This is a genomic window from Shinella sp. GW821-FHT11G07, from assembly GCF_058808115.1.
The window spans coordinates 240,554-267,130 of the sequence record NZ_JBXARJ010000003.1; the positions used below are offsets into that span (position 1 = coordinate 240,554).

Consider the following 26,577-nt stretch of genomic DNA (forward strand, 5'->3'; position numbering starts at 1 on the left):
GCGGCGTGGCGAAAAATCGATTGTCGAATGAAACCGCCCGCAGAATTTCGAAGAAGCTCGTGTCCCGCGGGCGTGACGCAACGGCATTGCCACGATCTGCCGCAAAGAGACCTGCGGTATGCGTGGCCTTTCGGGTAAGGTCGGACGGACGATGGCAGCACAGCGACCGAACGACCGGAGGGCGAGAGCCTCCGCAAATCCCAACAATTCCAAGGACCTGTGAACGTGGATTATGTTTCGACGCGGGGCGAAGCCCCTTCCCTCGGTTTCTCCGATGCGCTTCTGGCGGGGCTTGCCCGCGATGGTGGCCTCTATGTGCCACGCGAATGGCCGACCTTCTCGAAGAAGGAAATCCGGGCGCTGCGTGGCAAATCCTACCAGGAGATCGCGTTTACCGTGCTGACACCCTTCGTCGAGGGTGACATTCCCGCCGACAAGTTCCGCGCGATGATCGACGAGGCCTATGCCACCTTCCGCCATCCGGCGATCGCGCCGCTGGTGCAGACCGGGCCGAATGCCTTCGTCCTGGAACTCTTCCACGGCACGACGCTCGCCTTCAAGGACGTGGCGATGCAACTGCTTGCCCGCCTGATGGACCACGCGCTGGCCGTGCGTGGCGAGCGTGCCACCATTGTCGGCGCCACCTCGGGCGATACCGGCGGGGCGGCGATCGACGCCTTTGCCGGCCGCGAGCGCACCGACATCTTCATTCTCTTCCCCGAGGGCAAGGTCTCGCCGGTGCAGCAGCGCCAGATGACCACGTCCAAGCAGAAGAACGTGCACGCGCTTGCCATCCAGGGCAATTTCGACGACTGCCAGGACCTCGTGAAGGCGATGTTCAACGACACGAAGTTCCGCGACCGGATGAAGCTTTCCGGCGTCAACTCGATCAACTGGGCGCGCATCATGGCCCAGATCGTCTATTACTTCACCAGCGCGGTCGCGCTCGGCGGGCCGGACCGCAAGATCTCGTTTACCGTGCCGACCGGCAATTTCGGCGACATCTTCGCCGGCTATGCCGCCAAGCGCATGGGCCTGCCGATCGACAAGCTGGTGATTGCCACCAACGAGAACGATATTCTCGCCCGCACGCTGAAGACCGGCCGCTACGAGATGAAGGGCGTGAAGGCCACCACGTCGCCCTCGATGGACATCCAGATCTCGTCCAACTTCGAGCGCCTGCTGTTCGAGGCCAGCGATCGCGATGCCGGCGCCGTGCGCCGCGCCATGGCGAGCCTCAAGCAGTCCAACGCCTTCGAAATCGAGGCGCATGCGCTGAAGACGATCCGCAAGAAGTTCCGTGCCGGCCGCGCCACCGAAAAACAGGTCGCCCAGACGATCAAGGACACGCTGAAGGATACCGGCTACCTGCTCGATCCGCATTCGGCGATCGGCGTTTTCGTCGCCGCCAAGCACGAGAAGCCCGGTTCGCCAATGGTTACGCTTGCCACCGCCCACCCGGCAAAATTCCCCGCCGCAGTAAAATCGGCATGCGGTATTGACCCGGCGCTTCCATCATGGCTTGCTGACATGATGCAAAGGGAGGAGCGTTTTGACGTGCTGAGTGCTGAACTCGACGTCGTGGAGGCCTTCATCGGCGACCATTCGCGAATCCGGGGCTAGAGCAATTCCAGAAGCGGTTTCGTCAGGGATTGTGTGATCACAAGAGGGCATGTCCCGTCTCCGAGCGAGCGGACACGCTGAAACGCAGAAAGTGCGCATGATGAAAGTTGAGTGCACCCGGCTTGCTTCCGGGTTGACCGTGGTGACCGAAAACATGCCGCATCTGGAGAGTGTCGCTCTCGGCGTGTGGATCAAGTCCGGGTCGCGAAACGAAACCACGGACGAGCACGGCATCGCCCACCTTCTGGAACACATGGCCTTCAAGGGCACGGACCGCCGCTCCGCCCGCCAGATCGCCGAGGAAATCGAAAATGTCGGCGGCGAGGTCAACGCCGCGACATCGACGGAAACCACCTCCTACTACGCCCGCGTGCTGAAGGACCACGTTCCGCTCGCGGTCGATATCCTCGCCGACATCCTGACGGAATCCGTCTTCGACGAGGAAGAGCTGCGCCGCGAAAAACACGTCATCCTGCAGGAAATCGGCGCGGCGAATGATACGCCCGACGACGTGGTCTTCGACAAGTTCTCCGAGGTCGCCTACCGCGACCAGATCATCGGCCGCGCCATTCTCGGCACGCCGGAATCGGTGCTCTCCTTCTCGCCCGGCGAAATCCGCCACTATCTCGACCGCAACTATACGACGGACCGCATGTTCGTCGTCGCGGCCGGCGCCGTGAACCACGACGAATTCGTGCGCCAGGTCGAGGATCGCTTTTCGACCCTGCCGACCGCGCCGAAGATCTCGCCGGTGTTCGAGCCCGCCCGCTATACCGGCGGCGACATTCGCGAGACGCGCGACCTGATGGATGCGCAGGTGCTGCTCGGCTTCGAGGGCAAGGCCTACCATGCGCGCGACTTCTACTGTTCGCAGATCCTCGCCAACATCCTCGGTGGCGGCATGTCCTCCCGCCTCTTCCAGGAAGTGCGCGAGCATCGCGGCCTGTGTTATTCGATCTACGCCTTCCACTGGGGCTTTTCCGATACCGGCATCTTCGGCATCCATGCCGCGACTGGCGGCGAGAACCTGCCGGAACTGATGCCCGTCATCTTCGACGAACTCAAGAAATCCTCGGACAATATCGAGCAGCAGGAAATCGAGCGCGCCCGTGCGCAGATCCGCGCCCAGCTCCTGATGGGCCAGGAAAGCCCGGCCGCCCGCGCCGGCCAGATCGCCCGCCAGATGATGCTCTACGGCCGCCCGATCCCCAACGAGGAACTGATGGAACGCCTGCAGGGCATCACCATCGAACGCCTCACCGACCTCGCCGGCCGGCTGTTCTTCGACACGGCCCCGACGATCTCGGCGATCGGCCCGCTGGAACATCTCGTGCCCACCGGCGATATTGCACGGTCGCTCGCACGCGGGACCATGCCGGAGCGCGCGGCGGGCTGAGGGGGATCTCCCGGCCCCGTCGCCAGCATACCCACCTGACAGCCGACCAGCGGGAGCATGGGATATCGACCCCATTCGTGCCCCTGGCCGCGATATTCGATTGACGCAAAGCAGCTTTTCATCGAGTTCTTACGGATCATTGTATCCATGACTTGCGGATCCCCTCATCCATGAAAAGCGTCCTACCTTTCACGCATGATCGGCCGGAGAAACGACGTTCAGTTCCGGCACGGGCAATGCTTATCCTGTTCGCGCTCCTCATCCTGTTCCCTGTTCTGTCGGCACCGGTATCGGCACAGGTTTCGACGCCCACCCCCGAGAAGGTCGACCAGTTGCTCGGCCTGCTCGATGATCCCACGGTCAAGGAATGGCTAGCTGCCCGGCGGGCGCCCGCGGCGGCTGCCGCAGAAGATGCGGCGGTGCCGCCGGTGGACAGCGACCAGGGCATGATGTCGTCGGCGCTCGACCGCGTGAAGACACACCTCACACGGCTTGCGCATGCCTGGCCGCTCATGCCGCAGCGCGTCGATACGGTGCGCCAGGTGGTCATGAAGGATGTCGGCGAGAGGGGCGGGTTGAGCGTCGTCGCGCTGGTCGCGCTCTTCGTCGGTGTCGGGGCCACCCTCTCCTACATAGCTTTTCGTCTGTCGCGCCCTCTGCGCCTCTGGGTCATCGCCCAGGACATCGAGACGCCACAGGGCCGGATCGGCAAGTTCGGCGGGCGTTTTCTGGTCGGCCTGCTCATGCTGGGCGCATTTACCATCGGCAGCGCGGGGGCGTTTCTCCTGTTCGACTGGCCGCCTTTGTTGCGCGAGATCGTGCTCGCCTATCTGACCGCGGCCATAGCGATCTGGGCCATCCGCGTCGTCACGCGGGTTACTCTTCTGCCCTCTTTCATGGGCGTCGTCCGTGCGCGCGAAGTGCGGGCCTTCAACATCAGCGATGCCCGTGCCGATCACTGGAACCGGTGGATCGTCATTTTTTCGTCCGTCGTCGCCATTGCTGCGGCGACGATATCGCTTCGTTCGCGCTTCGGCTTCACCCCGGATGACGTGCTCGCTCTCGCCGTCCCGATCGACCTCGCCTTGCTGGTCATCGCACTGCTCGCGGTCTGGAAGCGGCCCGTGGCGCGGGCCGAGGACCAGGAGCGGCCCAGCATGCTCGGCCACAAGGCGACGTCCTGGCTGCTGACCGTCTATTTCGTTCTGCTGTTTCTGGTCCGTGTCAGCGGCGCGAACGTGGCCTTCTGGTTCGCCTTCGCTGCGGTTGCCGCGCCGATGGCCGTCATTATCGCGACGCGCTCCGTCAACTACGTGCTGAGGCCGCCGCTGGCCGAAAACAACACACCGCCCCTACCCGCCGTCACCGTCGCGGTGGTCGATCGCGCCATCCGGTTGAGCCTGATCGTACTCGCCGCCTATCTGCTGGCAAAGGTTTGGGGCCTCGATATGTCGAGCATGGCGGAAACCAGCCCGCGCATGACCCTCATTCTGCGCGGCCTGCTCAATGCGGCGGTCATCGTGCTCGGGGCCGATTTCGTCTGGTCGATCATCAAGGCGGTCATCCAGCGCAAGATCGGCGTCCAGGCGCCGGTCGCGATGCACGATGGGGAAGCCGCGCCGGTGCTCGATCCGCAGCAGGCCCGCTTGCGCACGCTGCTGCCGATCCTCCAGAACATCATGCTCGCAATCATTCTCGTCATGGCGGTCCTGATGGTGCTGTCATCGGTCGGAATTCAGATCGGACCGCTGATCGCGGGCGCGGGCGTCGTCGGCGTTGCCGTCGGCTTCGGCGCCCAGACGATCGTCAAGGATGTGATCTCGGGCGTGTTCTATCTGCTCGACGACGCCTTCCGGGTCGGGGAATACATTTCCACCGGCAAGTTCAGCGGCACGGTCGAGAGCTTCTCGCTGCGCTCCGTGAAGCTGCGCCACCATCGCGGGTCGCTCTACACCATTCCCTTCGGGGAGCTGGGGGCCGTGCGCAACGGAAGCCGCGACTGGGCCACCGACAAGTTCAACATCACCGTCGGCTTCGAAACAGACCTCGACTTCGCGCGCAAGCTGATCAAGCGGATCGGCCTGGAACTGGCCGAGGACCCGGAATACAAGCCTTGGATCATCGAGCCGATCAAGTTGCAGGGCGTGCAAGAATTCGGCGAATACGGCATCGTCCTGCGCATCAAGGCGACGACGCGGCCCGGCGGCGCCTTCGGCATGAAGCGCAAGTTCTATCTGCGCGTTCGCGAGGTCTTCAAGCAGAACGGCATCGAGCTGCCCGTACCCACGGTGCATATTCACGGCCAGTCGACGGGTGCACTGCCGATCGGCCCGGAAAACGAAGCCGTGGCTGCACAGGTCCATCTCCAGCGCCGGAAAAAGGATCCTGCGGCCTCGGAGGAAGAGGCCTGAGACCGCGTATCTGACGACTTGCAGCGGGCGCTATGCAACAACAGCATGCCTCCGCTGCAAGCATATGCATATTTTCCGAGCTCGAGATCGTATACATAATGGGCAACCCAAAGGAGTTGACCATGAACATCTTCGCAAAGCTTAAAAAGAACGTCGCCAACCGCCGTGCCGTCCGCGAACTCAGCGCCCTCGACGACCGCGCCCTCCAGGACCTCGGCATCTCGCGCTCAAACATCCAGTCCGCCGTCAAGGGCTTCCTGGTATTCGGCTGAGACAGCCCACGCCAGGCATGATGATAATGGCGCGCCGATAGGGACGCGCCCGTTCAGAATGAAACAACCCGCCACAAGGCGGGTTTTGTTTTGCCCCGCCGGTTCATGCATCGCGCCGGATGCCCTGCCAGGGCATGCTCCCCGTGCTGAAACCGTGCGCGGATCTGCACACGGCCCCGCCCTGGAAGCAGATGCAGTCCCTTATCCCGCAACACCATTTGACGCCATCACACCCGCTGTCATACTCTGAACATCAGGCGTGCCGCAGGGTCCGGCATACGCGGAGGATTGAATGACACGGTCGGTTTTTCGGTTTCTGTCGCGGCAGTCCGACACCGTTGAGCTTGCGAGCGATCGCCACCTGCTGCGCCTTCCCCGTTTCAATGACTATCGCCAATGGTATGCCCTGCGCTCCGGAAGCCGGCGGTTTCTTGAGCCGTGGGAGCCGACCTGGCGGGGGGATGAGCTGACCGAGAGTTCCTTTCGCGCCCGCGTCGTCCGGAATGAACAGGAATTTTCCTCCGGCCAGGCCGTGCCGCTCCTCATTTTCGAGCGTGGGGAAAACATCCTGCTCGGCGGGCTGACCGTCGGCTATATAAGGCGGGGTGCCGCGCAATGTTGCATGGTCGGCTATTGGATGGGCGAGCGGCATGCCGGTCAGGGCCATATGTATGGTGCCCTGAAACTGGCCATCCCCTATATCTTTTCCAGCCTTCAGTTGCACCGTATCGAGGCAGCCTGTATTCCAGACAACACAAGAAGCATCCGCCTCCTTGAAAAGGCCGGCTTTCAGCAGGAAGGCTACCTTCGGGAGTATCTGAAGATAAACGGGGAGTGGCGCGACCACGTGATGTTTTCGCTTCTGGCAGCCGACAGGCGGCCGTGAGCAGTTCCAGCAAAAGCGCTTGTGCGGTTTGCATCCGGAATTGCGTAAACAAAGCTGGAGCACACGGCGCGACAGGACTGGGCAGTACCTAAGGACAATGCGCTTTCAATGACGTCTTCATTCGTGCTGCAAACGCTGCGTGCCAGCCGCTTGCTCGCCCTCATGCTCCTCGCAACGATGCTCTTCGCCGGCATGCCGGTAGCGCGCGCGCTTGCGGTCGAGCCGGTGAAAATCTCGCGTGACGACACCGCACTCGACCTTACCGCCACCACCGAGATCTATACCGGCCGGGGCGAAGCCTTCCAGGTGTCCACAGCGCCGGGCACGGACGGCATCGTGCGGCGCATCGAGGTGCGCGCCACCTCCGAGGATCATCAGGGCGACTGGGCCGTCTTTGCGCTCGCCAACGTCTCCGAGGAGCAGATCGACCGCCTGATCGTCGCGCCGCATTTCCGTCTCGTGCAGTCGAAGATCTTCTGGCCGGACCTTGGCGCCAAGCGCATCATCTCGATCACGCCGAGCCAGGGCTTTGCGCTCGACCGGCAGCCGAGCGAAGAAGCCGACGTCTTCCGCATCACGCTCGACCCCGGTTCCGTCGTCACCTTCGTCGCCGAGCTTGCCACGCCCGACCTGCCGCAGATCTACCTCTGGCAGCCCGATGCCTACAAGGACACGGTCAACGCCTTCACGCTCTATCGCGGCATCGTGCTCGGCATTGCCGGCCTGCTTGCCGTGTTCCTCACCATCCTGTTCGTGGTGAAGGGCACCTCCATGCTGCCGGCGACGGCGGCGCTTGCCTGGGCGGTGCTCGGCTATATCTGCGTCGATTTCGGCTTCCTGTCGAAGCTCATCAGCATCACGGCAGGCGACGAGCGCATATGGCGCGCGGGCACGGAGGTGTTCCTCGCTGCCGGCCTTGTCGTCTTCCTGTTCACCTATCTCAACCTTAACCGCTGGCACGCGCATCTGTCCTATGCGACGCTCGCCTGGATCCTCGGCCTTGGCCTGCTGTTCGGCGTCGCGATCTACGATCCGCCGATCGCATCCGGCATTGCGCGTCTCTCCTTCGCGCTGACCGGCACGGTGGGCATCGTGCTGATCGCCTATCTCGGCTTCAACCGCTATGACCGAGCCATCCTCCTGGTGCCCGCCTGGGCGTTGATCCTCGTCTGGCTGTTCGGCGCCTGGCTGACGGTGACGGGCCAGCTCAACAACGACATCATCCAGCCGGCACTTGGCGGCGGCCTCGTGCTCATCGTGCTCCTCATCGGCTTTACGGTGATGCAGCATGCCTTTGCCGGCGGCGCCTATAGCCAGGGCCTGTTCTCCGATCTCGAACGCCAGTCGCTGGCGCTGACGGGTTCCGGCGATACGGTGTGGGACTGGGACGTGGCGCGCGACCGCGTCGTCACCATTCCCGACATTTCCATCCAGCTCGGCCTCGCCCCCGGCGTCATGCATGGGCCGGCGCGCAACTGGCTGCCGCGCCTGCACCCGGACGACCGCGACCGGTTCCGCGCGACGCTCGACGTGCTGCTCGAACACCGCAAGGGCCGGCTCAACCATCAGTTCCGCGTTCGCGCCGAGGATGGCCATTATCATTGGCTGTCGATCCGCGCCCGGCCGGTGCTCGGCGCCAATGGCGAGATCATCCGCTGCGTCGGCACCATCATCGACATCACCGAGCAGCGCAACTCCGTCGACCGCCTGCTGCAGGACGCGCTGCACGACAATCTGACCGGCCTGCCGAACCGCCAGGTCTTCCTCGATCGCCTGCAGGCGGTCCTGGCATTGACCGCAAGCTCCGAAGCCGTACGGCCGACGGTGCTGACCATCGATATCGACCGCTACAAGCAGGTCAACGACGCACTCGGCATTGCCGCCGGAGACAATATCCTGATCGCGCTGACCCGCCGCCTGCGTCGCCTGCTCAAGCCGCAGGATACGCTGGCGCGGCTCGCCGGCGACCAGTTCGGCCTGATCCTGATGTCCGAGCGCGACCCGGCCAAGGTTGCGGATTTTGCCGATGCAGTCAGCAAGGCGATCATGGTGCCGATCAATTTCGGCGGCCGCGAGATCATCCTGACGGCGTCGATCGGCCTCGTCTCCTGGGTCGACCAGCAGGAGGACGCGCAAGGCCTGCTGAACGATGCCGAGCTTGCCATGTACCGGGCGAAGAAGGCTGGCGGCAACCGCGTGGAACCCTTCCGCCCGGCCTTCCGCACCTTCGGTGCCGACCGGCTGCAGATCGAGACGGACCTTCGCCGCGCCATCGAGCGCAAGGAACTCTCCCTCGTCTACCAGCCGATCGTGCGTCTGTCGGATGCCGAGATTGCCGGTTTCGAGGCGCTGATGCGCTGGGATCATCCCAAGCGCGGCAACATTTCGCCGACCGAATTCATTCCGATCGCGGAATCGTCCGACCTGATCGGCCAGCTCGGCCTGTTCGCCATCGACAAGGCGGCAAGCGACCTGATGGACTGGCAGCTCCAGACCGGTGACCTGCCGGTCTTCGTGTCGGTCAATGTGTCGAGTGCGCAGCTGCTCAACAACGAACTTTATAACGACGTGCGCGCCGTGCTCGCCAAGACGCGCTGCGAACCGCAGAAGATCAAGCTGGAACTCACCGAATCCGTCGTGATGGAGAATGCGGAACAGGCCCGCCTGATCCTCACCAAGCTGAAGGATGTCGGCCTTGGCCTGGCGCTCGACGATTTCGGCACGGGCCACTCCTCGCTTTCCTATCTCACCCGCTTCCCCTTCGACACGATCAAGATCGACAAGGCGCTGGTGCGCGACGGTTCCGACAAGCGCTCCGTGCTGCTGCGGTCCGTCATTTCCATGGCGCGCGAGCTGGAGATGCAGGTTGTTGCCGAAGGCATCGAGTCGGAAGAGGACGCGATCGAACTCGGCAATATGGGCTGCGAGTTCGGCCAGAGCTATCTGTTCGGCCCGCCGATCGGCTACGACTCGGTCCTGCGGCTGCTGAAAGAGCGCTTTCCACTGATGAAGCGGGCGTAACGGCGCGGCCGCTTTGCGTGCACCCTGCGCGTCGTCGGGAGACCAGAACACCGCGGGACGAATGCGATGCAGTTTATCAACCCAATCCCTTTCGTGCGCGACATCAGCCGTTCCAAGGAATTTTACCAAAAGAGGCTCGGCCTAAAGGTACGGGAAGATTTTGGGAACTTCGTCCTCTTTGAGACCGGCTTTGCCATCCATGAAGGACGGTCCCTCGAACAAACTGTCTGGCGAAAAGAGTTTGCGACGGAAGAGCCCTACGGTCGAAGAAATCTGTTGTTGTATTTCGAGCACGACGATGTCGACGCGGCCTTCGAGGCCATCGCGCCCTATGTGGAGCTGATACACCCCATCGAGCGTCAGGCATGGGGGCAACGCGTGTTCCGGTTCTACGATCCGGACGGGCACGCGGTCGAGATTGGAGAGCCGCAAGATCTCGGATATCCTGACAATTCGCAACAGTCCTGATTTTCGCCGTCGGCTAGTTTCTACCACCCGCCGTCCGCACCAGCCGGTTGATAAAATCCAGCTTCTCCACGACCGGCGGCGGCAGCACGAACGGATAGCTGTCCGGCTGTCCCATGGAACGCTGGATGGCGTTGAGGGCGACGCTGAGCGGGATCCAGGCTTCGACGAGGCGGCCGGCATTCGGCGCGCGATAGGGATCGAAGTTGACTTCGGCTTCCAGCTCCTCGTGGCCTCTGGGGTCGGTGTTGAGGCCGAAGGCACGCGCGGTTTCCAGCGTATCGGCGATGTGGAAGAAATGCGCCCAGCACTCGGCGAAGTCCTCTGCCGGATGCGCGCTTGCATAGGTGCTGATGAAATTCGATGACCAGTCGGCAGGCGGCCCCTGCTCGTAGTTGCGTTGCAGGGCGGCCGCGTAGTCCTCGCGCTCGTCACCGAAGAGGCGGCGCGCCTCCTCCAGCGTCGCATTGTCTCGAACCAGCAGCGCCCAGTAGAAATGCCCGATCTCGTGGCGGAAATGGCCAAGCAGCGAACGGTATGGCTCGCCCATGGAGACGCGAACGCTTTCGCGCACCTCGTCGTCGGCCTCCGCCGCGCGCAGGCTGATGAGGCCGTCCTCGTGGCCGGTCATCGCGGCGTTGACGACGTTGCCGTTCAAGTCCACTTCGTCCGCAAGGAAATCGAAGACCAGACCGCCGTTCGGATCCTCCTCGCGCGTCGGGTGCGGCAGCCCCCAGCGCAGAATGGAATAGAACAGATGCTGCTGTGCCCCGCCGATGCGCCGCCAGCGCTCCAACCCCTTCGGGTCCGTGGTCGGCACGATGCGGTTATGCCGGCAGGCCTGGCAGAAGGCGTGGGAACTGTCGGCCGGCAGCAGCCAGTTGCAGACATCGTGCGCAGCATTCACGCAGAACCGATAGACGCCCTCGCCCGGCGCAATCTTCCAGAAACCGTCGCCCTCCGGCACCAGTGCATGCAGCGTCACGTCCTCGGCGAGGAAGCCGAGGGAGGAGCCGCAGCGCACGCAGACGCGGTTGTCGAAATGGATGGTCTGGCCGCAGGTCGTGCAGGTAAATAGTTTCATGACGTTCCCAAATTGCGGTATGGCCTCTTGCAAAATACCCGCATCGACCAATGGCGATACGGGTATTCTTCAGTCGCGAATGCTGAATGACACCGACGTGTCATCCCCATGTCGATCAGAGGCGATCAACCGCGCCCTTGACGGCATCCTTGGCCTTGCCGACAGCCTTCTGGGTCTTGCCCTTGGCTTCCTGACCAGCGCCCTCGGCGCGCAGCTTCGGATTGTCTGTCGCCTTGCCGGCGGCCTGCTTGGCCTTGCCAGCGAGTTCGTTTGCCGTGCCCTTGATCTTGTCGCTCGTGCTACCCACCGTCGTACTCCTGTTGTTCGAGGCGTGTTTTCCACGCGGCAGGACAACGACGCAGGCGCCAACAAGTTCCAGGGAAATCCCGGCAGCGGGGATCAGGCGTGACCGGCTTCGGCCGACAGCATGGCGGGCTTGATGCCCATGAGGCCGAGCGCGCGCTCGTATTTGCTGTCGAGGTTCTTGTCGAAGATCATCTCTTCCTGCGCCGGGCAGGACAGCCAGCCATTGGCACCGATCTCGTTTTCGATCTGCCCAGCGCCCCAGCCGGCATAACCGAGCATCATCAGGCCGCGCTGCGGCCCGCGTCCACGCGAAATGGCGCGCACGATATCGAGCGTCGCCGTCAGGCAGATGTCGTCACTGACCGGAATGCTCGATTCCGACATGTAGTCGTCCGAATGCAGCACGAAGCCGCGACCGCTCTCGACCGGTCCGCCGGCGCGGATCGGGAAGTCGCGTGTCGTGCCAGGCAGGCGGATGACTTCGTCTTCTTCGACGATATCGAGATGCAGCAGCACGTCGGAGAAGTTCAATTGCTGCGGCCGGTTGATGATGAAACCCATCGCGCCATCATCCGAATGGGCGCAGATATAGATGACCGTGCGGGCGAAATTTGCGTCGGCCATGCCCGGCATGGCGATCAGGAACTGACCGTCAAGGAAGCCGCGTTCTCGTCTGTTTTTCAGAACCGACATAGCCATAATGCCGATAGCCTATCAAAGCGCCGGCAAATGAAAAGCGTTCTTTTCGCCCATGCGGAAGACCGGCCCCCGAGAAGAACGACAGGGGGCGAGATGCACGATCAAGCTTTTATGATTGACGCGCGAGCGTTTGCTGCTGGAAAGCGGCGGGGTCCGGCGCTAGATGTGGATGCATGAAACGCCTGCAAACCGCTGCCCTCGCCCTGCTTTTCCTGCCTTCCGCCGCAATGGCTGCGACCTCTGCCTGGGTCGAGACGCCGGGCGGCGACGTGCGCCTCGTCACGCTGCCGGCAGCGACGGACGGCACGGTGCGCGCAATGCTCGACATTCGCCTGCACGACGGCTGGAAGACCTATTGGCGCGATCCGGGCGGCAGCGGCATTCCACCATCGATTGTCGTGACGGGAGCGAATCTCGTCTCGGTCGGCTTTCCCGCACCGAAACGGCTGGGAGACGTCGAGAACCACTACATCGGCTATGACAAACCGGTTCGCCTGCCGATGAAGCTGGACAAGGCGGACGGGGCGATCAAGGCGACGGTCTTCCTCGGTGTGTGCAAGGAAATCTGTATTCCCGTGCAGGCCGAACTGACGGCCGATGCCAGCGCGGAGAGTTTTGCCAATCCGCTCGAGGAGACCGCGATCGCCGGTGCCGAAGCGACACTTCCCGGCGGCGCGGAAGATGGCTTCCGGCCCCTTTCCGGCCAATGGTCGGCGGACAACAAGATGGTGACGGTGCGCTTCGAGGCGCCGTCGAACGGACCGATGCCGGATGTCTTCCTGTCCGGCGCGCCTTTCGAATTCGGCGCCGCCGGCCCGGTCCGCCGCGATGGCGACGCGCTTGTTTCGGACATACCGGTGCTGCACAGGCCGAAAGTCTTCGACCTCGCGAAGAACCCGATCCAGCTGACCCTGCGCGCCGGCGACAAGACGATGGAAAGCCCGCTTGCCATCGAATGACTGTCGCCTATAGTCCCGTCGCACGGCCTACCGGCCGCCCGCCATGACGAACGATCTGACAGGAGACGCCTCGTGACCATTGCCGTTGGAGACAAGCTGCCCGCCCTCAAGCTCAAGGAGCGCACGCCGGACGGTCCCGCTGAAATCTCGACCGAAGACCTGTTCAAGGGCAAGCGCGTCGTGCTCTTCGCCGTGCCGGGCGCCTTCACGCCGACCTGCTCGCTGAACCACCTGCCCGGTTATCTCGAAAACCGTGACGCCATCCTCGCCAAGGGCGTCGACGACATCGCCGTCGTCGCCGTCAACGACCACCATGTCATGGGCGCCTGGGCCAACTCGACCGGCGGCGCCGGCAAGCTGCGCTTTCTCGCCGACTGGGACGCCGCCTTCACCAAGGCGCTCGGCATGGATGTCGACCTCTCCGCCGGCACGCTGGGCGTTCGCTCCAAGCGCTATTCCATGCTCGTCGAAGACGGCGTGGTGAAGAGCCTGAACGTCGAGGAAAGCCCCGGCCAGGCGACTGTCTCAGGCGCTGCGGCGATGATCGAGCAGCTTTGAGCCAGCTTTTGGCGGGGGGCGGCAGCGCCCTCCGTCACCCCCGCTTGAACGGCGCCATGCCCGTGCGGGCGAGTTCGTCGGCGCGTTCGTTTTCCGGGTGGCCGGCGTGGCCTTTTACCCAGTGCCATTCGACCTTGTGGCGCAGACGTGCCGCGTCGAGGGCCTGCCAGAGGTCGCCGTTTTTGACGGGTTTCTTGTCGGCGGTCTTCCAGCCGTTTTTCTTCCAGCCGAAAATCCACTTCGAAATGCCGTCCATGACGTATTTCGAATCCGTGTAGAGATCGACCTCGCAGGGCGATTTCAGCGCGTCGAGCGCGGCGACTGCCGCAGAAAGCTCCATGCGGTTGTTGGTGGTCTGGGCCTCGCCGCCGGAGAGTTCCTTCTCGACGTCGCCGTAGCGCAGCACCGCGCCCCAGCCGCCGGGACCCGGATTGCCCGAGCAGGCGCCGTCTGTGTAGATATCGACATGTTTCATCGGGAAAGACCGTATTCCGCAGGGTTTGCGACCTGCCGGTGGAAGCGCAGCTTGCGCAGATATTCGAGCGGGTCCTTCTTCACGACCAGCGCGCCGGGCGGCGTCATCAGCCAGTCGTAGAGCCGCGTCAGGAAGAAGCGCAGCGCCGAGCCACGCGCCAGGAGCGGTAGCGCGGCAGCCTCTTCATCGGAGAGCGGACGCACGCTTTCGTAGCCGGCGAGCAGTGCCATGCCCTTGGTGAGGTTGAACGCGCCGTCCTTCTCGAAGCACCAGGCATTGAGGCAGATGGCGACGTCGTAGGCGAGCAGGTCGTTGCAGGCGAAGTAGAAGTCGATCAGGCCGGACAGCTCGTCGCCGAGGAAGAACACGTTGTCCGGGAAGAGATCCGCATGGATGATGCCGGCGGGCAGATCCTTCGGCCAGTTCGCTTCAAGCAATGCCAGTTCGCCGGCGATTTCGTCCTGCAGGCCCTTTTCCACCTCGTCGGCGCGATCGGCCGACTTGTCCCAGAGCGGCCGCCAGCCGCCGACGGACAGCGCGTTCTTACGCGTGATCTCGAAACCATCTCCCGCCAGATGCATCTCGGCAAGCGCGCGGCCGACCTCGCGGCAATGTTGTGCCGCGGGCTTGCGCAGCCACATGCCTTCGAGGAAGGAAATCATCGCGGCCGGGCGGCCGGAGAGTTCGCCGAGCAGCGCGCCGTCATTGCGTGGCAGCGGGAGCGGGCACGACAGGCCACGCTCCGCCAGATGGTGCATCAGGCCGAGGAAGAACGGCAGGTCGCTGCGATCGACGCGCTTTTCGTAGAGCGTCAGGATGAAGGCGCCCTTCGTGGTGTGCAGCAGGAAATTGGTGTTCTCCACGCCCTCGGCAATGCCCTTGTAGGACGTCAGCGTGCCGGCGTCATAGGCGGTCAGGAAGCGGGAAAGATCGTCTTCGGTGATGTCGGTATAGACGGCCACGGCGGCTCTCAGGCTTGCGAGGTGAAATCAGGGGCGAAGGCCGGCAAACACATGTACGCGGCCTCACTCCCCATTGACGAAGGCCATGTCGGCGGAGGTGAGTTCAATGCTGCGCAGCTCGCGGTTGACGAGGAAGTGTTCGTTTTCCTCGACCGTATCGGCAAGCTCCACCACCGCATTGTAGCGGGCGCGAAACGCCTCGATGATCTCGTTGACGATGACTTCCGGCGCAGATGCGCCAGCCGACAAGCCGACGGTTCTGATATCGCCGATCGTCTCCCAGTCGATTTCCGAGGCGCGCTGCACCAGCACGGATTTCGTGGCCCCTGCCCTGAGCGCCACTTCGACGAGGCGCTTGGAATTCGACGAGTTCGGCGCACCGACGATGAGGAAGAGGTCGCAGCCGGGCGCAGCCTGCTTGACGGCCTCCTGCCGGTTGGTGGTGGCGTAGCAGATCGAATCGGCGGCGGGTGCGGTGAGATTCGGGAAACGCTCGTGCAGGCGCTTGATGACGCCGGCCGTATCATCGACGGAGAGCGTCGTCTGGGTGACGAAGCCGAGATTGTCCGGATCCGGCGGCACGTATTTATCAGCGTCCTCGACGGTCTCGATGAGGTCGACGGAGCCATCCGGCAGCTGACCCATCGTTCCGATGACCTCCGGATGGCCGGCATGGCCGATCAGCACGACGTGGCGGCCGAGCCGCTGGTGGCGCATCGCCTGCTTGTGGACCTTGGAGACGAGCGGGCAGGTCGCATCGAGATAGAACAGGTTGCGGCTCTCGGCATCTGCCGGAACCGACTTCGGCACGCCATGGGCGGAGAAGACGACCGGCTGCTTGCGGTGCTCTTCCGGGATCTCGTCGAGCTCCTCGACGAAGATCGCCCCCTTGGCCTCGAGGCCTTCCACGACATAGCGGTTGTGCACGATCTCGTGGCGCACATAGACCGGCGCGCCATAGGCCTTCAGCGCCAGCACGACGATCTGGATGGCGCGGTCGACGCCAGCGCAGAAGCCACGCGGGCCACACAGCCTGATGGTCAAGTCCGAACGGTTTTCAATCATGCGCATCGGTTATCCGGCAATCAGGACAGCAACAAGGGCGATGGCCGCGGGAAGCGCCTGAATGACGAAAATTTTCCGCGAGACCGTTGCGCCCCCATATAGGCCGGCGACCACGACCGCGCCAAGGAAAAACAATTTGATCTGGTAGGCGAAGGCCGGATCGGGGTGGACGAGCGACCAGAACAGGCCGGCGGCGAGGAAGCCGTTATAGAGGCCCTGGTTGGCGGCGAGTACCTTTGTGGCCTCCGCCTGCGCTGGCGTCATCCCGAAGGCCTTGAGGCCCTTGGGCGTCGTCCAGAGGAACATCTCGAGGACGAGGATGTAGACGTGTTCGAGGGCGATGATCGCCACGAGTATGGTCGCGAGTGTCTGCATGTCTTTGCCCCTTTTGTCCCCTCGCCTTTTCTAAGACATTTCAGGACGTCGGGCGATCGTCTTTTCGCCGGAAGAGCGCGTAGAGCGCGACGCCTACGAGCGCTGCGGCAAGGCCGTACCAGGTGACGGCATACTGCAGATGGTTGTTCGGCAGGTCGAACTGGGTGACGGCGCCGATCGGCAGGCCCTTGGGGTTCAGCGCATCGCCGGCATCGACGAAGAACGGCACCAGCTTGTCGGCCGGGATATCGACGCTCGACGCCATGACGCCGAGGTCCTTCCAGTAGAAGATGTTCTTGGAAAGGTCGTTGTCCGGCACGATGGAGGACGGCTTTTCGGCAAGGCGGGCGCGGGCGAGACCGGTCACGGTCTGCTCGCCGGTCAACTGGCCCTGCTTACGCATCTCCGGCTCCTTCGCCTCGAAGGGCACGAAACCCCTGTTGACGAAGAGGAAGCGGCCGTCGGCAAGCTGGAGCGGCGTATAGACGTAATAGCCGGTCTGGCCGCGCCAGGTGGCGAAGAAGTGGCGTTCCCGGTTGTTGGCGAAGACGCCCGTCGCGGTGACCGGGCGGTATTCGATGTCCTCGCCCTTCGCCGCCATCGCCTCGATATCGGCAAGCGCCGCCGGGGCCGCGACGCGGCGCTCGGCCATGTCGGCGAGGAGCTGTTCCTTCCAGTGCAGGCGCTGGAGCTGCCAGGTGCCGAGCGACAGCAGAATGGCCAGCGCGATGAGGAAGGCGATGCCGGCCAGGATCGCCTTGCCCCTGCCTCCACCCCTGCCCTTGCGCGGCATATGAGCTGCCGGCACCTCAGCCACGGTCGATCTCGCCCGGCCGGGCATTGTTCTTGTATTGCAGGGTGATCAGCAGGCCCTTGAGGATGCGTGTCAGCCACAGGCCGAGGCCGATCGCCAGCGGAACCCACAGGATGAAATGCAGCCACATCGGCAGGCCGTAATTCACCTCCGCCCACAGTGCTGCACCGACGACGATGAAACCAACAATCAGCAGCACGAAGACGACCGGGCCGTCACCGGAATCGGCGAAGGAATAGTCGAGCCCGCAATTCGTGCAGGCCGGCCGCACCTTCAGCAGGCCGTCGAACAGCTTGCCCTGGCCGCAGCGCGGGCAACAGCCGCGCGCGCCGGCGCTGAAGGGGTCGACGGGCGGAAAGAGCGCCTTGTCCTCGTCCATGATGCAAGTCCAATCAAACAGGTCTTCCGGCCTGACGGCCGCATTCCCGATAGGTAGCGCCCGCGTGACGCCGCGTCCAACCGAAAAGCTGCGACAAAGCGGCCGGGCAGTGCCCCAAAAGCAAACGGCCGCATCGCTGCGGCCGTTCGGAAGTCTCGTATCGGCTGATCACATATGAGCGATCGGCGCGCCCCAGCCACCCCAGATGTAGATGGAGAAGAAGAGGAAGAGCCAGACGACGTCAACGAAGTGCCAGTACCAGGCGGCGGCCTCGAAACCGAAATGCTGCTTCGGGGTGAAGTCGCCGCGCATGGCGCGGACGAGGCAGACGATCAGGAAGATCGTGCCGACCAGGACGTGGAAGCCGTGGAAGCCGGTCGCCATGAAGAAGGTCGCGCCGTAGATCGAATCCTTGAAGGCGAACGGTGCATGGGCGTATTCGTAGGCCTGAACGAAGGAGAACAGCACGCCGAGAACGACCGTCAGCGCCAGACCATTGATGAGGCCCTTGCGGTCATTGTGCAGCAGCGCGTGGTGCGCCCAGGTCACGCAGGTGCCCGAAAGCAGCAGGATGACGGTGTTGTAGAGCGGCAGGTGCCAGGGATCGAGGACCTCGATGCCCTGCGGCGGCCAGACGCCGCCGGTATGCTCGACGCGCGCAGCCTGGATGGCTTCGCCGGGGAACAGGCTGGCGTCGAAGAAGGCCCAGAACCAGGCGACGAAGAACATCACTTCGGAGGCAATGAACATGATCATGCCGTAGCGCAGGTGCAGCGCGACGACGCGGGTGTGGTGGCCCTCATGCGCTTCCTTCACCGTGTCCGCCCACCAGGCATACATGGTGTAGAGCACGATCAGGAGACCGATGTAGAAGATCCACGGATTGGCGAGGTTGGCACCGAACAGGTGGAACGCGCCGCCGGAAATGTAGCGCATGTAGCCGATGCCGCCGAGCGCCATGACAAAGGCGCCGATGGAGGCAAGAAGCGGCCACGGGCTGGGGTCGATGATGTGGTAGTCGTGTTTCTTCTGATGCGCATCGGCCATTTGCTTATCCCCGAATATATCGCGTTCGGCTCCCGGCATAGCCGGAAACGTATGTATTTCAAAGCTTGTTCGCGTTGTCCGTCTTCACGTCCACAGCCGAAACCACCGGCTTCGACGCCTCATGCGGATAGAAGGTATAGGACAGCGTGATCGTGTGGATGCCCTTGGTCTCGACCGGCTTGACGATCTCCGGATCGACAAAGAAGACGACGGGCATGATCAGTTCCTCGCCCGGCTTCAGCGTCGTCTCGGTGAAGCAGAAGCACTGGACCTTGTTGAAATAGGCGCCGGCGGCCTGCGGCGTGACGTTAAACGTCGCCTGGCCGGTCGTTGCCTTCGAGGCCATATTTCGGGCCTTGTACATGATCTGAACGGTCTCGCCGATCTTCATCTCGACTTCGCGCTGCACCGGCTCGAAAGTCCAGGCAAGGCCCGGGCCGACATTGGCGTCGAAACGCACCTTGATCTTCTTGTCGAGGATGACATCAGACGCCTGCTCGACACGCTGCGTCGTGCCGCCGTAACCCGTCACCTTGCAGAACATTTCGTAGAGCGGCACGGCGGCATAGGCCATGGCACCCATGCCGATGACGAAGGAACAGCACATCGCGACGACCGCGCCGTTGCCCATTCTCGTCTTTTCAGTCTTTTTCGTCTCGCTCATGTTCAGCCCACCATTCCGCCGGCGAACTTCACCAGCGTGACAATGTAGAACAGCACGACGAGGCCCAGCAGCACCACGCCGAGCGCAATGTTGCGGCCGCGGCGAGACTTCTTCTGGCGTTCCGTGAGATTTACCGTTTCCATGACTATACCCATCCGAATGACGCGATCAGGTGATCGACCATCAGGCCGGAGAAGACCGCAAACAGATAGACGATGGAGAAGGCGAACAGTTTCTTGGCCGGCACCATCGCGCGGTCGCCTTCCGGCATGCGCAACACGCCGATAGAATACCACACGAAGCCAAGGCCAAGCGCTGCGGCAAAGAGACCGTAGCCGAGGCTCGCAAAGCCGAGGAAGGTCGGCACGACGGCGATAACGGCGGTCAGGACGGCATAGATCAGGATCTGCACCTTCGTCGTCCACTCGCCCGAGACGTTCGGCAGCATCGGCACGCCGACGGCCTCGTAGTCGCGCATCTTGAAGAGCGCGAGCGCCCAGAAATGCGCCGGCGTCCAGAGGAAGGTGATGAGGAAGAGGACGGTGCTCTCGATCGAGACGCCGCCGGTGACACAGGCCCAGCCGATCATCGGCGGGAAGGCGCCGGCAGCACCGCCGATGACGATATTCTGCGGCGTCGAGCGCTTCAGCCACATCGTATAGACGACGGCGTAGAAGAAAATGGTGAAGGCGAGCAGGCCGGCGGCAAGCCAGTTGACGGCAAGACCGAGGATCGCGACCGAAAACGCGGAGAGCGTCAGGCCGAAGGCGAGCGCTTCTTCCGGGCGGATGCGGCCGGAGGGAATGGGACGGGTGGCCGTGCGGGTCATGATCGCATCGATATCCGCGTCGTACCACATGTTGAGGGCACCGGATGCACCGGCGCCCACGGCGATACAGAGGATCGCTATGGCACCGATGAACGGATTGATCGTGCCCGGCGCGACGACAAGGCCGGCAAAGGCCGTGAAGACGACGAGCGACATGACGCGCGGCTTCAGCAGTTCGAAGAAGTCACGCGGCGATGCTTCGGAGAGATAGACCTCGCCGCTGCCCGCTGCTGTATCGTGATGCTCGATGACCGCCATGTTCTTTCCGTCGTCTCTTGGTAGTGACAGGGCCGCCGTTGCCGGCGGCCCAAGTGTTGAAAGATCTTACTTGATCTTCGGGAGCTGTTCCCACTGGTGGAACGGCGGCGGCGAAGACAGCTGCCATTCCAGCGTGTTTGCACCTTCACCCCACGGGTTGTCGCCAGCGACGCGCTTCTTGGCGAAGGCTTCGAAGACGCAGAAGAGGAAGATCAGGACGCCGAAGGCCGAGATGTACGAACCGTAGGACGAAACCGCGTTCCAGCCGGCGAATGCATCCGGATAGTCGATGTAGCGGCGCGGCATGCCGGCGAGGCCGAGGAAGTGCTGCGGGAAGAACACGAGGTTCACGCCCACGAACATCACCCAGAAGTGCAGCTTGCCGAGGAATTCCGAGTACATGTAGCCGGTCATCTTCGGGAACCAGTAGTACCAGGCTGCGAAGATGGCGAAGACGGCGCCGAGCGACAGAACGTAGTGGAAGTGGGCAACCACGTAGTAGGTGTCGTGCAGGGCACGGTCGAGGCCGGCGTTTGCGAGCTGAACGCCCGTGACGCCGCCGACGGTGAACAGGAAGATGAAGCCGATCGCCCAGACCATCGGCGTCGTGAAGCGGATCGAACCACCCCACATCGTCGCGATCCACGAGAAGATCTTGATGCCCGTCGGAACCGCGATGACCATCGTGGCGAAGACGAAGTAGCGCTGCGTGTCGAGCGACATGCCGACCGTGTACATGTGGTGCGCCCACACGATGAAGCCGACGGCGCCGATGGCGACCATGGCGTAGGCCATGCCGAGATAACCGAAGATCGGCTTCTTCGAGAAGGTCGACACGATGTGGCTGACGATGCCGAAGCCGGGCAGGATCAGGATGTACACTTCCGGGTGACCGAAGAACCAGAACAGGTGCTGGAAGAGGATCGGGTCACCACCGTTTTCCGGCGCGAAGAAGGCCGTGCCGAAGTTGCGGTCGGTGAGCAGCATGGTGATGCCGCCTGCCAGAACCGGCAGCGAGAGCAGAAGCAGGAAGGCGGTGATCAGAACCGACCAGGCGAAGAGCGGCATCTTGTGCAGCGTCATGCCCGGAGCGCGCATGTTCAGGATCGTGGTGATGAAGTTGATCGCACCGAGGATCGAGGACGCGCCGGCAATGTGCAGGCCGAGGATCACGAAGTCCATGGCAGGACCGGGCTGGCCCGCAGTGGAGAATGGTGGATAGATCGTCCAGCCGCCGCCTGCGCCATAACCACCCGCCGGACCTTCGACGAACATCGACAGCAGGACGAGCAGGAAGGCCGGGATGATCAGCCAGAACGAGATGTTGTTCATGCGCGGGAACGCCATGTCCGGCGCGCCGATCATGATCGGCACCATCCAGTTGGCGAAGCCGCCGATGAGGGCCGGCATGACCATGAAGAAGATCATGATAAGCGCATGTGCCGTCGTGAAGACGTTGAACATGTGCTTGCCGCCGTCGATGGCAGCGTCACCTTCGAAGCCGTAGACCATCGAGGCCAGGCCGTGGAAGATCTGGATGCCCGGCTCCTGCAGTTCCATGCGCATCACCACCGACAGCGTGCCGCCGATGATGCCCGCACAGATCGCGAAGATCAGGTAGAGGGTGCCGATATCCTTGTGGTTGGTCGAGAGGAACCAACGCTGAAAGAAGGTGAGCGGCTTGTGTTCGTGGTGATCGTGGTGATCGCCGTGGGCAGCGGATGTTCCGGCCATGGATCAGACTCCCTTGGAATTACTGCGCGGCGTTCTGGGCGACGTTGACGGACTTGTCCGCACCGTCGACAGACGCCATCAGGGCCTTGTTTGCCTCGCCGACATTCGTCGCGGCGGCAGCAAGCCAGGTATCGTACTTCTCCTGCGAGACGACGCGGATGGCGATCGGCATGAACGCGTGGTCCTTGCCGCAGAGCTCGGAACACTGGCCGTAGAACAGGCCTTCGCGATCGGCCTTGAACCAGGTCTCGTTGAGACGGCCCGGAACGGCATCGATCTTGATGCCGAAGGACGGCATGGCGTAGGCGTGGATCACGTCGGCGGCGGTGACGAGGAGACGGACATGCTTGCCGACCGGAACGACGAGTTCGTTGTCGACGGCGAGAAGACGGGGATAGACCGACTTGTCTTCCTTGCCGGCGCTGGCGCGGTCGCCGTCCTGCAGGAGCAGGCTGTCGAAGGAAAGCGGGCTTTCGCCGACCTGGTATTCATAACCCCAGTACCACTGGAAGCCGGTTGCCTTGATGGTCAATTCCGGCTCTTCGGTGGGCGCAAGCTGCTTGTTGAGGAGCTGGAAGGAGGGAACCGCCAGAAACAGCAGGGCAACGACCGGGCCGAGCGTCCAGACGATTTCGATCATCGTGTTGTGGCTGGTCTTGGACGGGACCGGGTTTGCGCTTTCGCGGAACTTCACGACGACGATGATGAGCAGGATGAGGACCAGCAGGGTGACCGGTACGATAAACCAGAGTGTGTACTGCTCGAACCAGCGAATCTCTTCCATGATCGAGGTTGCGGGGGGCTGGAGGCCCTTCTGCCACTCGAACGGCTGATCAGCGAAAGCGGTCGAAGCAAAGAGCAGACAGCCTAGAGCGGCCAGAACTGCAAAAGCTTTGTTTTTCACAACGTATCTCCCCAAGGCGTTTGATTGGGATCAAACAGGCGCGCAGAATCCCTGCTATACTGAGTGCTTAAAACCACAGTTTCATGCTCGCCGCAACCGCCATGGACGACCCCCCATGCGGCATTTTTGCGCAAAAGCAAAAGCCTAGGGCGGAACCCCACAGTTTCTTCACATTTCCCTATAGCATGAAAGGTTTGACCGCGGCGATCCCGCCCGGAGCCCCTTCCCTCGCCGATTCGTGCCACGGCAGCATACGGCAGGCACAGCGGGGCCGCGCTATATTATAAAGTGTCCGCGCCACGTCCAATTTCCGCCTTCAATCAATCGGAAAGGAGCGCTTGGGGCTTTTCATTTCACCGCCGCCCCTTCAAATATACCGCGACTGATTCGAGATTTTCGAGGTTTTCATGGGTTTTTCTTCCCTTTCCCGGCTGTCCCGGGCGGCATTTGGCCTCGCCGCGCTTGGGCTCGGCACCGCGGCGCTTCCGTCCGCCTCAGTGGCCCAGCAGCCCGGCACGGTGAAATCGAACCATGGCGCCTGGTCGATCGTCTGCGATCAGCCCGCCGGCGCCTCCGGCGAACAGTGCGCGCTGATGCAGAACGTGCTGGCTGAAGACCGCCCGGAACTCGGCCTCTCCGTCGTCGTCCTGAAGACCGCCGACCGCAAGGCGAAGATCCTTCGCGTGCTGGCTCCCCTTGGCGTGTTGCTGCCGAACGGGCTTGGCCTCAATGTCGACGGCAAGGATATCGGGCGCGCTTACTTCGTCCGCTGCTTCGCCGATGGCTGCTACGCGGAAGTGGTTCTCGAGGACGAACTCCTGAAGACCTTCCGCTCGGGCGCCACCGCCACCTTCATCGTCTTCCAGTCGCCGGAAGAAGGCATCGGCATCCCCGTCGACCTCAAGGGTTTCGGCGAGGGCTACGACGCGCTGCCGTAAGCAATCACCCGGCGGGCTTGCCGCCCGCCGCCGGGGGACTTACATGAAGCCCGTACATAAATGCTTGCGGAGCCTCTCATGAACACCGACCTCCTCTCCCTCTTCGATGCCGACGAGGCGTCCGTGCAGGCGATGCTCCGGGAGACGCTGAAAAACGCGGACGACGGCGAGCTCTTCCTCGAGCACGCACAGGCCGAGTCGCTCTCCTTCGACAATGGCCGCCTCAAGGGGGGCAGCTTCAACACCGACCAGGGTTTTGGCCTGCGCGCCGTTGCCGGCGAAGCGGTCGGCTATGCACATTCCGGCGAGATGACGCTCGCTGCGCTGAAGCGGGCCTCCGATGCGGCCGGCGCCGTCACGCGTGGTTATTCCGGCGACTATACGGACGCGCCGCAGGGCACCAACCGCCAGCTTTACACCCCGGACAACCCGATCGGCGCGCCGACCTTCGAGCAGAAGGTGGCGCTGCTCACCGAGATCGACGCCTATCTGCGCGACAAGGATCCGAAGGTGCGGCAGGTGACGGCATCGATCGCCGCGAGCTGGCAGGTCGTCAACATCCTGCGCGCCGACGGACACCGCGTCACCGACGTGCGCCCGATGACCCGCATCAACATTTCCGTCGTCGCCGGAGAAGGCGACCGGCAGGAGACCGGCAGCTACGGCATCGGCGGACGCACCACCTTCGACGCCTTCCTGACCCAGGAAAGCTGGCGGGCGGGTGCCGACGATGCGCTGCGCCAGGCGCTGGTCAATCTCGAAGCCGTAGAGGCGCCGGCCGGCACGATGGATGTCGTACTCGCCTCCGGCTGGCCGGGCGTCATGCTGCACGAGGCCGTCGGCCATGGCCTGGAGGGCGACTTCAACCGCAAGAAGACCTCGGCCTTCGCCGGCCTGCTTGGCGAACAGGTCGCCTCCAAGGGCGTCACCGTCGTCGATGACGGCACGATCGACAACCGCCGCGGCTCGATCACGGTCGATGACGAAGGCACCCCGTCGGCCTACAATGTGCTGATCGAGGACGGAAAACTGGTCGGCTATATGCAGGACCGGCAGAATGCCCGCCTGATGGGCATGAAGGCGACCGGTAACGGCCGTCGGCAAGGTTATGCCTATCGCCCCATGCCGCGCATGACCAACACCTACATGCTGTCTGGCGACAAGACGCCGGATGAGATCATCGCCTCGGTGAAGAACGGCATCTACGCCGTCTCGTTCGGCGGCGGCCAGGTGGACATCACGTCGGGCAAGTTCGTCTTCGGCTGCACCGAAGCCTACCTGATCGAAAACGGCAAGGTGACGGCACCGGTCAAGGGCGCCATGCTGATCGGCAACGGCCCGGACGCCATGCGCCGCGTCTCGATGGTCGGCAACGACACCAAGCTCGACACCGGCATCGGCAACTGCGGCAAGGCCGGCCAATGGGTGCCGGTCGGCGTCGGCCAGCCGCATCTTCGGATGGACCAGATCACGGTGGGTGGGACGAAGGCTTAAACGCCCTCCCCGCCTCCTACGCCAAAACTCTTCAACAGCCATTCCCGGAAGGCGCGCGCCTCCGGTGACAGGCGCTTGAAGTCGCGGGCGACCAGCCAATAGGCGCCAAAGGGAATCGAGATGTCGAAGGGCTGCACCAGGCGGCCTTCGGCCAGATCCTCGGCGGCGAAGGACCGGTCGACCAAGGCAACGCCGTGGCCACGTAGCGCCGCCTGCAGCACCAGATTGCCCTCCGTGAAAATCTGGGCGCGCCCACGGGCCGCGTCCGGCAGACCTGCGGTGGCAAACCAGTGTTGCCAGGCGCTGCGGTTCTCCTCGTGCAGTAGGGTGTAGGCCAGAAGGTCGGCGGGTTCGTTCAGGGGTGGGCCATCCGCCAGCAGGCACGGCATCATCACCGGCACCATTTCCACATCCGCCAGATGGTCGGCTACGGCCCGCGGCCAGGCCTTTGCATCCGCTCCGTGACGAATGGCGATCTCGGCATCCTGCGTGCGGAACTCGATAAGCCGCGCGTCGGAATCGACCACGACGTCGATCTCGGGATGGTCGGCATGGAAATCGTCGAGATGCGGCACGAGCCAGCAGGCGGCGAAGGAGGGTTCGGCACTGATTTCCAACAGCCCGCCACCCCGGCGACCGCGAATTTCCGACAGGCTGGCATCCATGGCATCGAAGGCGCGGGACAGCACGTCGAGAAGTGCGCGGCCGGACGGTGTCAGGCGGACGTTGCGGTGGCGCCGCTCGAACAGCTGCTTGCCGAGTTCGGCCTCCAGCTCCTTCACCTGCCGACTGACCGCGGCCTGCGACACCAGCAGTTCGTCGGCGGCAAGCGTAAAACTTCCAAGCCGGCCCGCCGCCTCGAAACTTCTCAGCGCCGTCAGGGGCAGCCGTCCGCGTTTCATCGCATAACCTCAAGTCATTCGAGATCGACGATAAACTCGTTTGAGCGAAAGAGGCAA

At 63.2% G+C, this 26,577-nt stretch carries 27 protein-coding genes; 11 read left to right on the forward strand and 16 right to left on the reverse strand.

Annotated features, from left to right (window positions below):
* The first annotated feature begins 225 nt into the window (after positions 1–225).
* The 7 genes from thrC (at position 226) to AC1RT2_RS07630 (ending at position 10,077) form a co-directional block, all read left to right on the forward strand.
* On the forward strand, positions 226–1,623 hold the full coding sequence (gene thrC, locus AC1RT2_RS07600) for a threonine synthase (RefSeq protein ID WP_493100805.1): 1,398 nt from the start codon (positions 226–228) through the stop codon (positions 1,621–1,623).
* 97 nt (positions 1,624–1,720) lie between these two features.
* Positions 1,721–3,019 carry a M16 family metallopeptidase gene (locus AC1RT2_RS07605; protein ID WP_493100807.1) on the forward strand — a complete coding sequence of 433 codons (1,299 nt, stop codon included), beginning with the start codon at positions 1,721–1,723 and terminating at the stop codon, positions 3,017–3,019.
* 236 nt (positions 3,020–3,255) lie between these two features.
* Positions 3,256–5,430: a mechanosensitive ion channel family protein gene (locus AC1RT2_RS07610; protein ID WP_493100809.1), complete on the forward strand. Its 2,175-nt coding sequence runs from the start codon at positions 3,256–3,258 to the stop codon at positions 5,428–5,430.
* 122 nt (positions 5,431–5,552) lie between these two features.
* A complete protein-coding gene (locus tag AC1RT2_RS07615) occupies positions 5,553–5,702 on the forward strand; it encodes a DUF1127 domain-containing protein (protein WP_069061486.1) in 150 nt (49 codons plus the stop codon).
* Between the two features lie 292 nt (positions 5,703–5,994).
* Entirely contained in the window at positions 5,995–6,588 is a 594-nt protein-coding gene (locus AC1RT2_RS07620; RefSeq protein WP_069059545.1) for a GNAT family N-acetyltransferase, read from the forward strand.
* A 162-nt stretch (positions 6,589–6,750) separates the two neighbouring features.
* Positions 6,751–9,609, forward strand: a complete 2,859-nt coding sequence (locus AC1RT2_RS07625; protein WP_286157214.1) for an EAL domain-containing protein — start codon at positions 6,751–6,753, stop codon at positions 9,607–9,609.
* Positions 9,610–9,675: 66 nt separating this feature from the next.
* On the forward strand, positions 9,676–10,077 hold the full coding sequence (locus tag AC1RT2_RS07630) for a VOC family protein (RefSeq protein ID WP_493100812.1): 402 nt from the start codon (positions 9,676–9,678) through the stop codon (positions 10,075–10,077).
* Between the two features lie 13 nt (positions 10,078–10,090).
* On the opposite strand, the gene AC1RT2_RS07635 is transcribed toward AC1RT2_RS07630, so the two are convergent.
* The 3 genes from AC1RT2_RS07635 to AC1RT2_RS07645 form a co-directional block, all read right to left on the reverse strand.
* Positions 10,091–11,158 (reverse strand): zinc-binding metallopeptidase family protein, encoded by a 1,068-nt coding sequence (locus AC1RT2_RS07635; RefSeq protein WP_493100814.1) that lies wholly within the window; start codon positions 11,156–11,158, stop codon positions 10,091–10,093.
* Positions 11,159–11,273: 115 nt separating this feature from the next.
* Complete coding sequence (locus AC1RT2_RS07640; RefSeq protein ID WP_069059549.1) at positions 11,274–11,465, reverse strand: CsbD family protein; 192 nt, start codon at positions 11,463–11,465, stop codon at positions 11,274–11,276.
* Positions 11,466–11,557: 92 nt separating this feature from the next.
* Positions 11,558–12,163, reverse strand: a complete 606-nt coding sequence (locus AC1RT2_RS07645) for a YqgE/AlgH family protein (RefSeq protein ID WP_069059550.1) — start codon at positions 12,161–12,163, stop codon at positions 11,558–11,560.
* 173 nt (positions 12,164–12,336) lie between these two features.
* On the opposite strand from AC1RT2_RS07645, the gene AC1RT2_RS07650 reads away from it, so the two are divergent.
* Together AC1RT2_RS07650 and AC1RT2_RS07655 are read left to right on the forward strand one after the other, a co-directional pair.
* Positions 12,337–13,122: a protein-disulfide reductase DsbD domain-containing protein gene (locus AC1RT2_RS07650; protein WP_493100816.1), complete on the forward strand. Its 786-nt coding sequence runs from the start codon at positions 12,337–12,339 to the stop codon at positions 13,120–13,122.
* Between the two features lie 72 nt (positions 13,123–13,194).
* Positions 13,195–13,680, forward strand: a complete 486-nt coding sequence (locus AC1RT2_RS07655; RefSeq protein ID WP_069059552.1) for a peroxiredoxin — start codon at positions 13,195–13,197, stop codon at positions 13,678–13,680.
* A gap of 34 nt (positions 13,681–13,714) precedes the next feature.
* Here AC1RT2_RS07655 and rnhA read toward each other — a convergent pair whose 3' ends face one another.
* The 12 genes from rnhA to coxB form a co-directional block, all read right to left on the reverse strand.
* Entirely contained in the window at positions 13,715–14,155 is a 441-nt protein-coding gene (gene rnhA / locus AC1RT2_RS07660; RefSeq protein WP_069059553.1) for a ribonuclease HI, read from the reverse strand.
* Positions 14,152–15,117 carry a homoserine kinase gene (locus tag AC1RT2_RS07665; RefSeq protein ID WP_493100819.1) on the reverse strand — a complete coding sequence of 322 codons (966 nt, stop codon included), beginning with the start codon at positions 15,115–15,117 and terminating at the stop codon, positions 14,152–14,154. The genes rnhA and AC1RT2_RS07665 overlap by 4 nt, the downstream gene beginning before the upstream one ends.
* A gap of 63 nt (positions 15,118–15,180) precedes the next feature.
* Positions 15,181–16,188, reverse strand: a complete 1,008-nt coding sequence (ispH, locus tag AC1RT2_RS07670; protein ID WP_444798890.1) for a 4-hydroxy-3-methylbut-2-enyl diphosphate reductase — start codon at positions 16,186–16,188, stop codon at positions 15,181–15,183.
* A 3-nt stretch (positions 16,189–16,191) separates the two neighbouring features.
* Positions 16,192–16,557: a DUF1304 domain-containing protein gene (locus AC1RT2_RS07675; protein WP_493100821.1), complete on the reverse strand. Its 366-nt coding sequence runs from the start codon at positions 16,555–16,557 to the stop codon at positions 16,192–16,194.
* A gap of 40 nt (positions 16,558–16,597) precedes the next feature.
* Entirely contained in the window at positions 16,598–17,350 is a 753-nt protein-coding gene (locus AC1RT2_RS07680) for an SURF1 family protein (RefSeq protein ID WP_493101264.1), read from the reverse strand.
* A 16-nt stretch (positions 17,351–17,366) separates the two neighbouring features.
* A complete protein-coding gene (locus tag AC1RT2_RS07685; protein ID WP_069059557.1) occupies positions 17,367–17,750 on the reverse strand; it encodes a DUF983 domain-containing protein in 384 nt (127 codons plus the stop codon).
* A gap of 168 nt (positions 17,751–17,918) precedes the next feature.
* Positions 17,919–18,797 carry a cytochrome c oxidase subunit 3 gene (locus AC1RT2_RS07690; protein WP_493100823.1) on the reverse strand — a complete coding sequence of 293 codons (879 nt, stop codon included), beginning with the start codon at positions 18,795–18,797 and terminating at the stop codon, positions 17,919–17,921.
* A 58-nt stretch (positions 18,798–18,855) separates the two neighbouring features.
* Positions 18,856–19,461 carry a cytochrome c oxidase assembly protein gene (locus tag AC1RT2_RS07695; protein WP_493100825.1) on the reverse strand — a complete coding sequence of 202 codons (606 nt, stop codon included), beginning with the start codon at positions 19,459–19,461 and terminating at the stop codon, positions 18,856–18,858.
* 2 nt (positions 19,462–19,463) lie between these two features.
* The gene (locus AC1RT2_RS07700; protein WP_150129925.1) at positions 19,464–19,604 is read right to left on the reverse strand and encodes a cytochrome c oxidase system small membrane protein; all 141 of its coding nucleotides are present in this window, start codon (positions 19,602–19,604) and stop codon (positions 19,464–19,466) included.
* 2 nt (positions 19,605–19,606) lie between these two features.
* Entirely contained in the window at positions 19,607–20,548 is a 942-nt protein-coding gene (locus AC1RT2_RS07705) for a heme o synthase (protein ID WP_493100827.1), read from the reverse strand.
* A gap of 66 nt (positions 20,549–20,614) precedes the next feature.
* Positions 20,615–22,282, reverse strand: coding sequence for a cytochrome c oxidase subunit I (gene ctaD, locus AC1RT2_RS07710; protein ID WP_069059561.1), 1,668 nt, complete (start codon positions 22,280–22,282; stop codon positions 20,615–20,617).
* 19 nt (positions 22,283–22,301) lie between these two features.
* Positions 22,302–23,186 (reverse strand): cytochrome c oxidase subunit II, encoded by an 885-nt coding sequence (gene coxB / locus AC1RT2_RS07715; protein ID WP_493100829.1) that lies wholly within the window; start codon positions 23,184–23,186, stop codon positions 22,302–22,304.
* A gap of 407 nt (positions 23,187–23,593) precedes the next feature.
* Here coxB and AC1RT2_RS07720 point away from each other — a divergent pair, with 407 nt between their 5' ends.
* Both AC1RT2_RS07720 and tldD read left to right on the forward strand, forming a co-directional pair.
* Positions 23,594–24,124, forward strand: a complete 531-nt coding sequence (locus AC1RT2_RS07720) for an invasion associated locus B family protein (RefSeq protein ID WP_069059563.1) — start codon at positions 23,594–23,596, stop codon at positions 24,122–24,124.
* A 78-nt stretch (positions 24,125–24,202) separates the two neighbouring features.
* Positions 24,203–25,618 (forward strand): metalloprotease TldD, encoded by a 1,416-nt coding sequence (gene tldD / locus AC1RT2_RS07725; protein ID WP_493100831.1) that lies wholly within the window; start codon positions 24,203–24,205, stop codon positions 25,616–25,618.
* Here tldD and AC1RT2_RS07730 read toward each other — a convergent pair.
* A complete protein-coding gene (locus tag AC1RT2_RS07730; RefSeq protein WP_493100833.1) occupies positions 25,615–26,520 on the reverse strand; it encodes a LysR substrate-binding domain-containing protein in 906 nt (301 codons plus the stop codon). The genes tldD and AC1RT2_RS07730 overlap by 4 nt on opposite strands.
* Positions 26,521–26,577 lie beyond the last annotated feature (57 nt).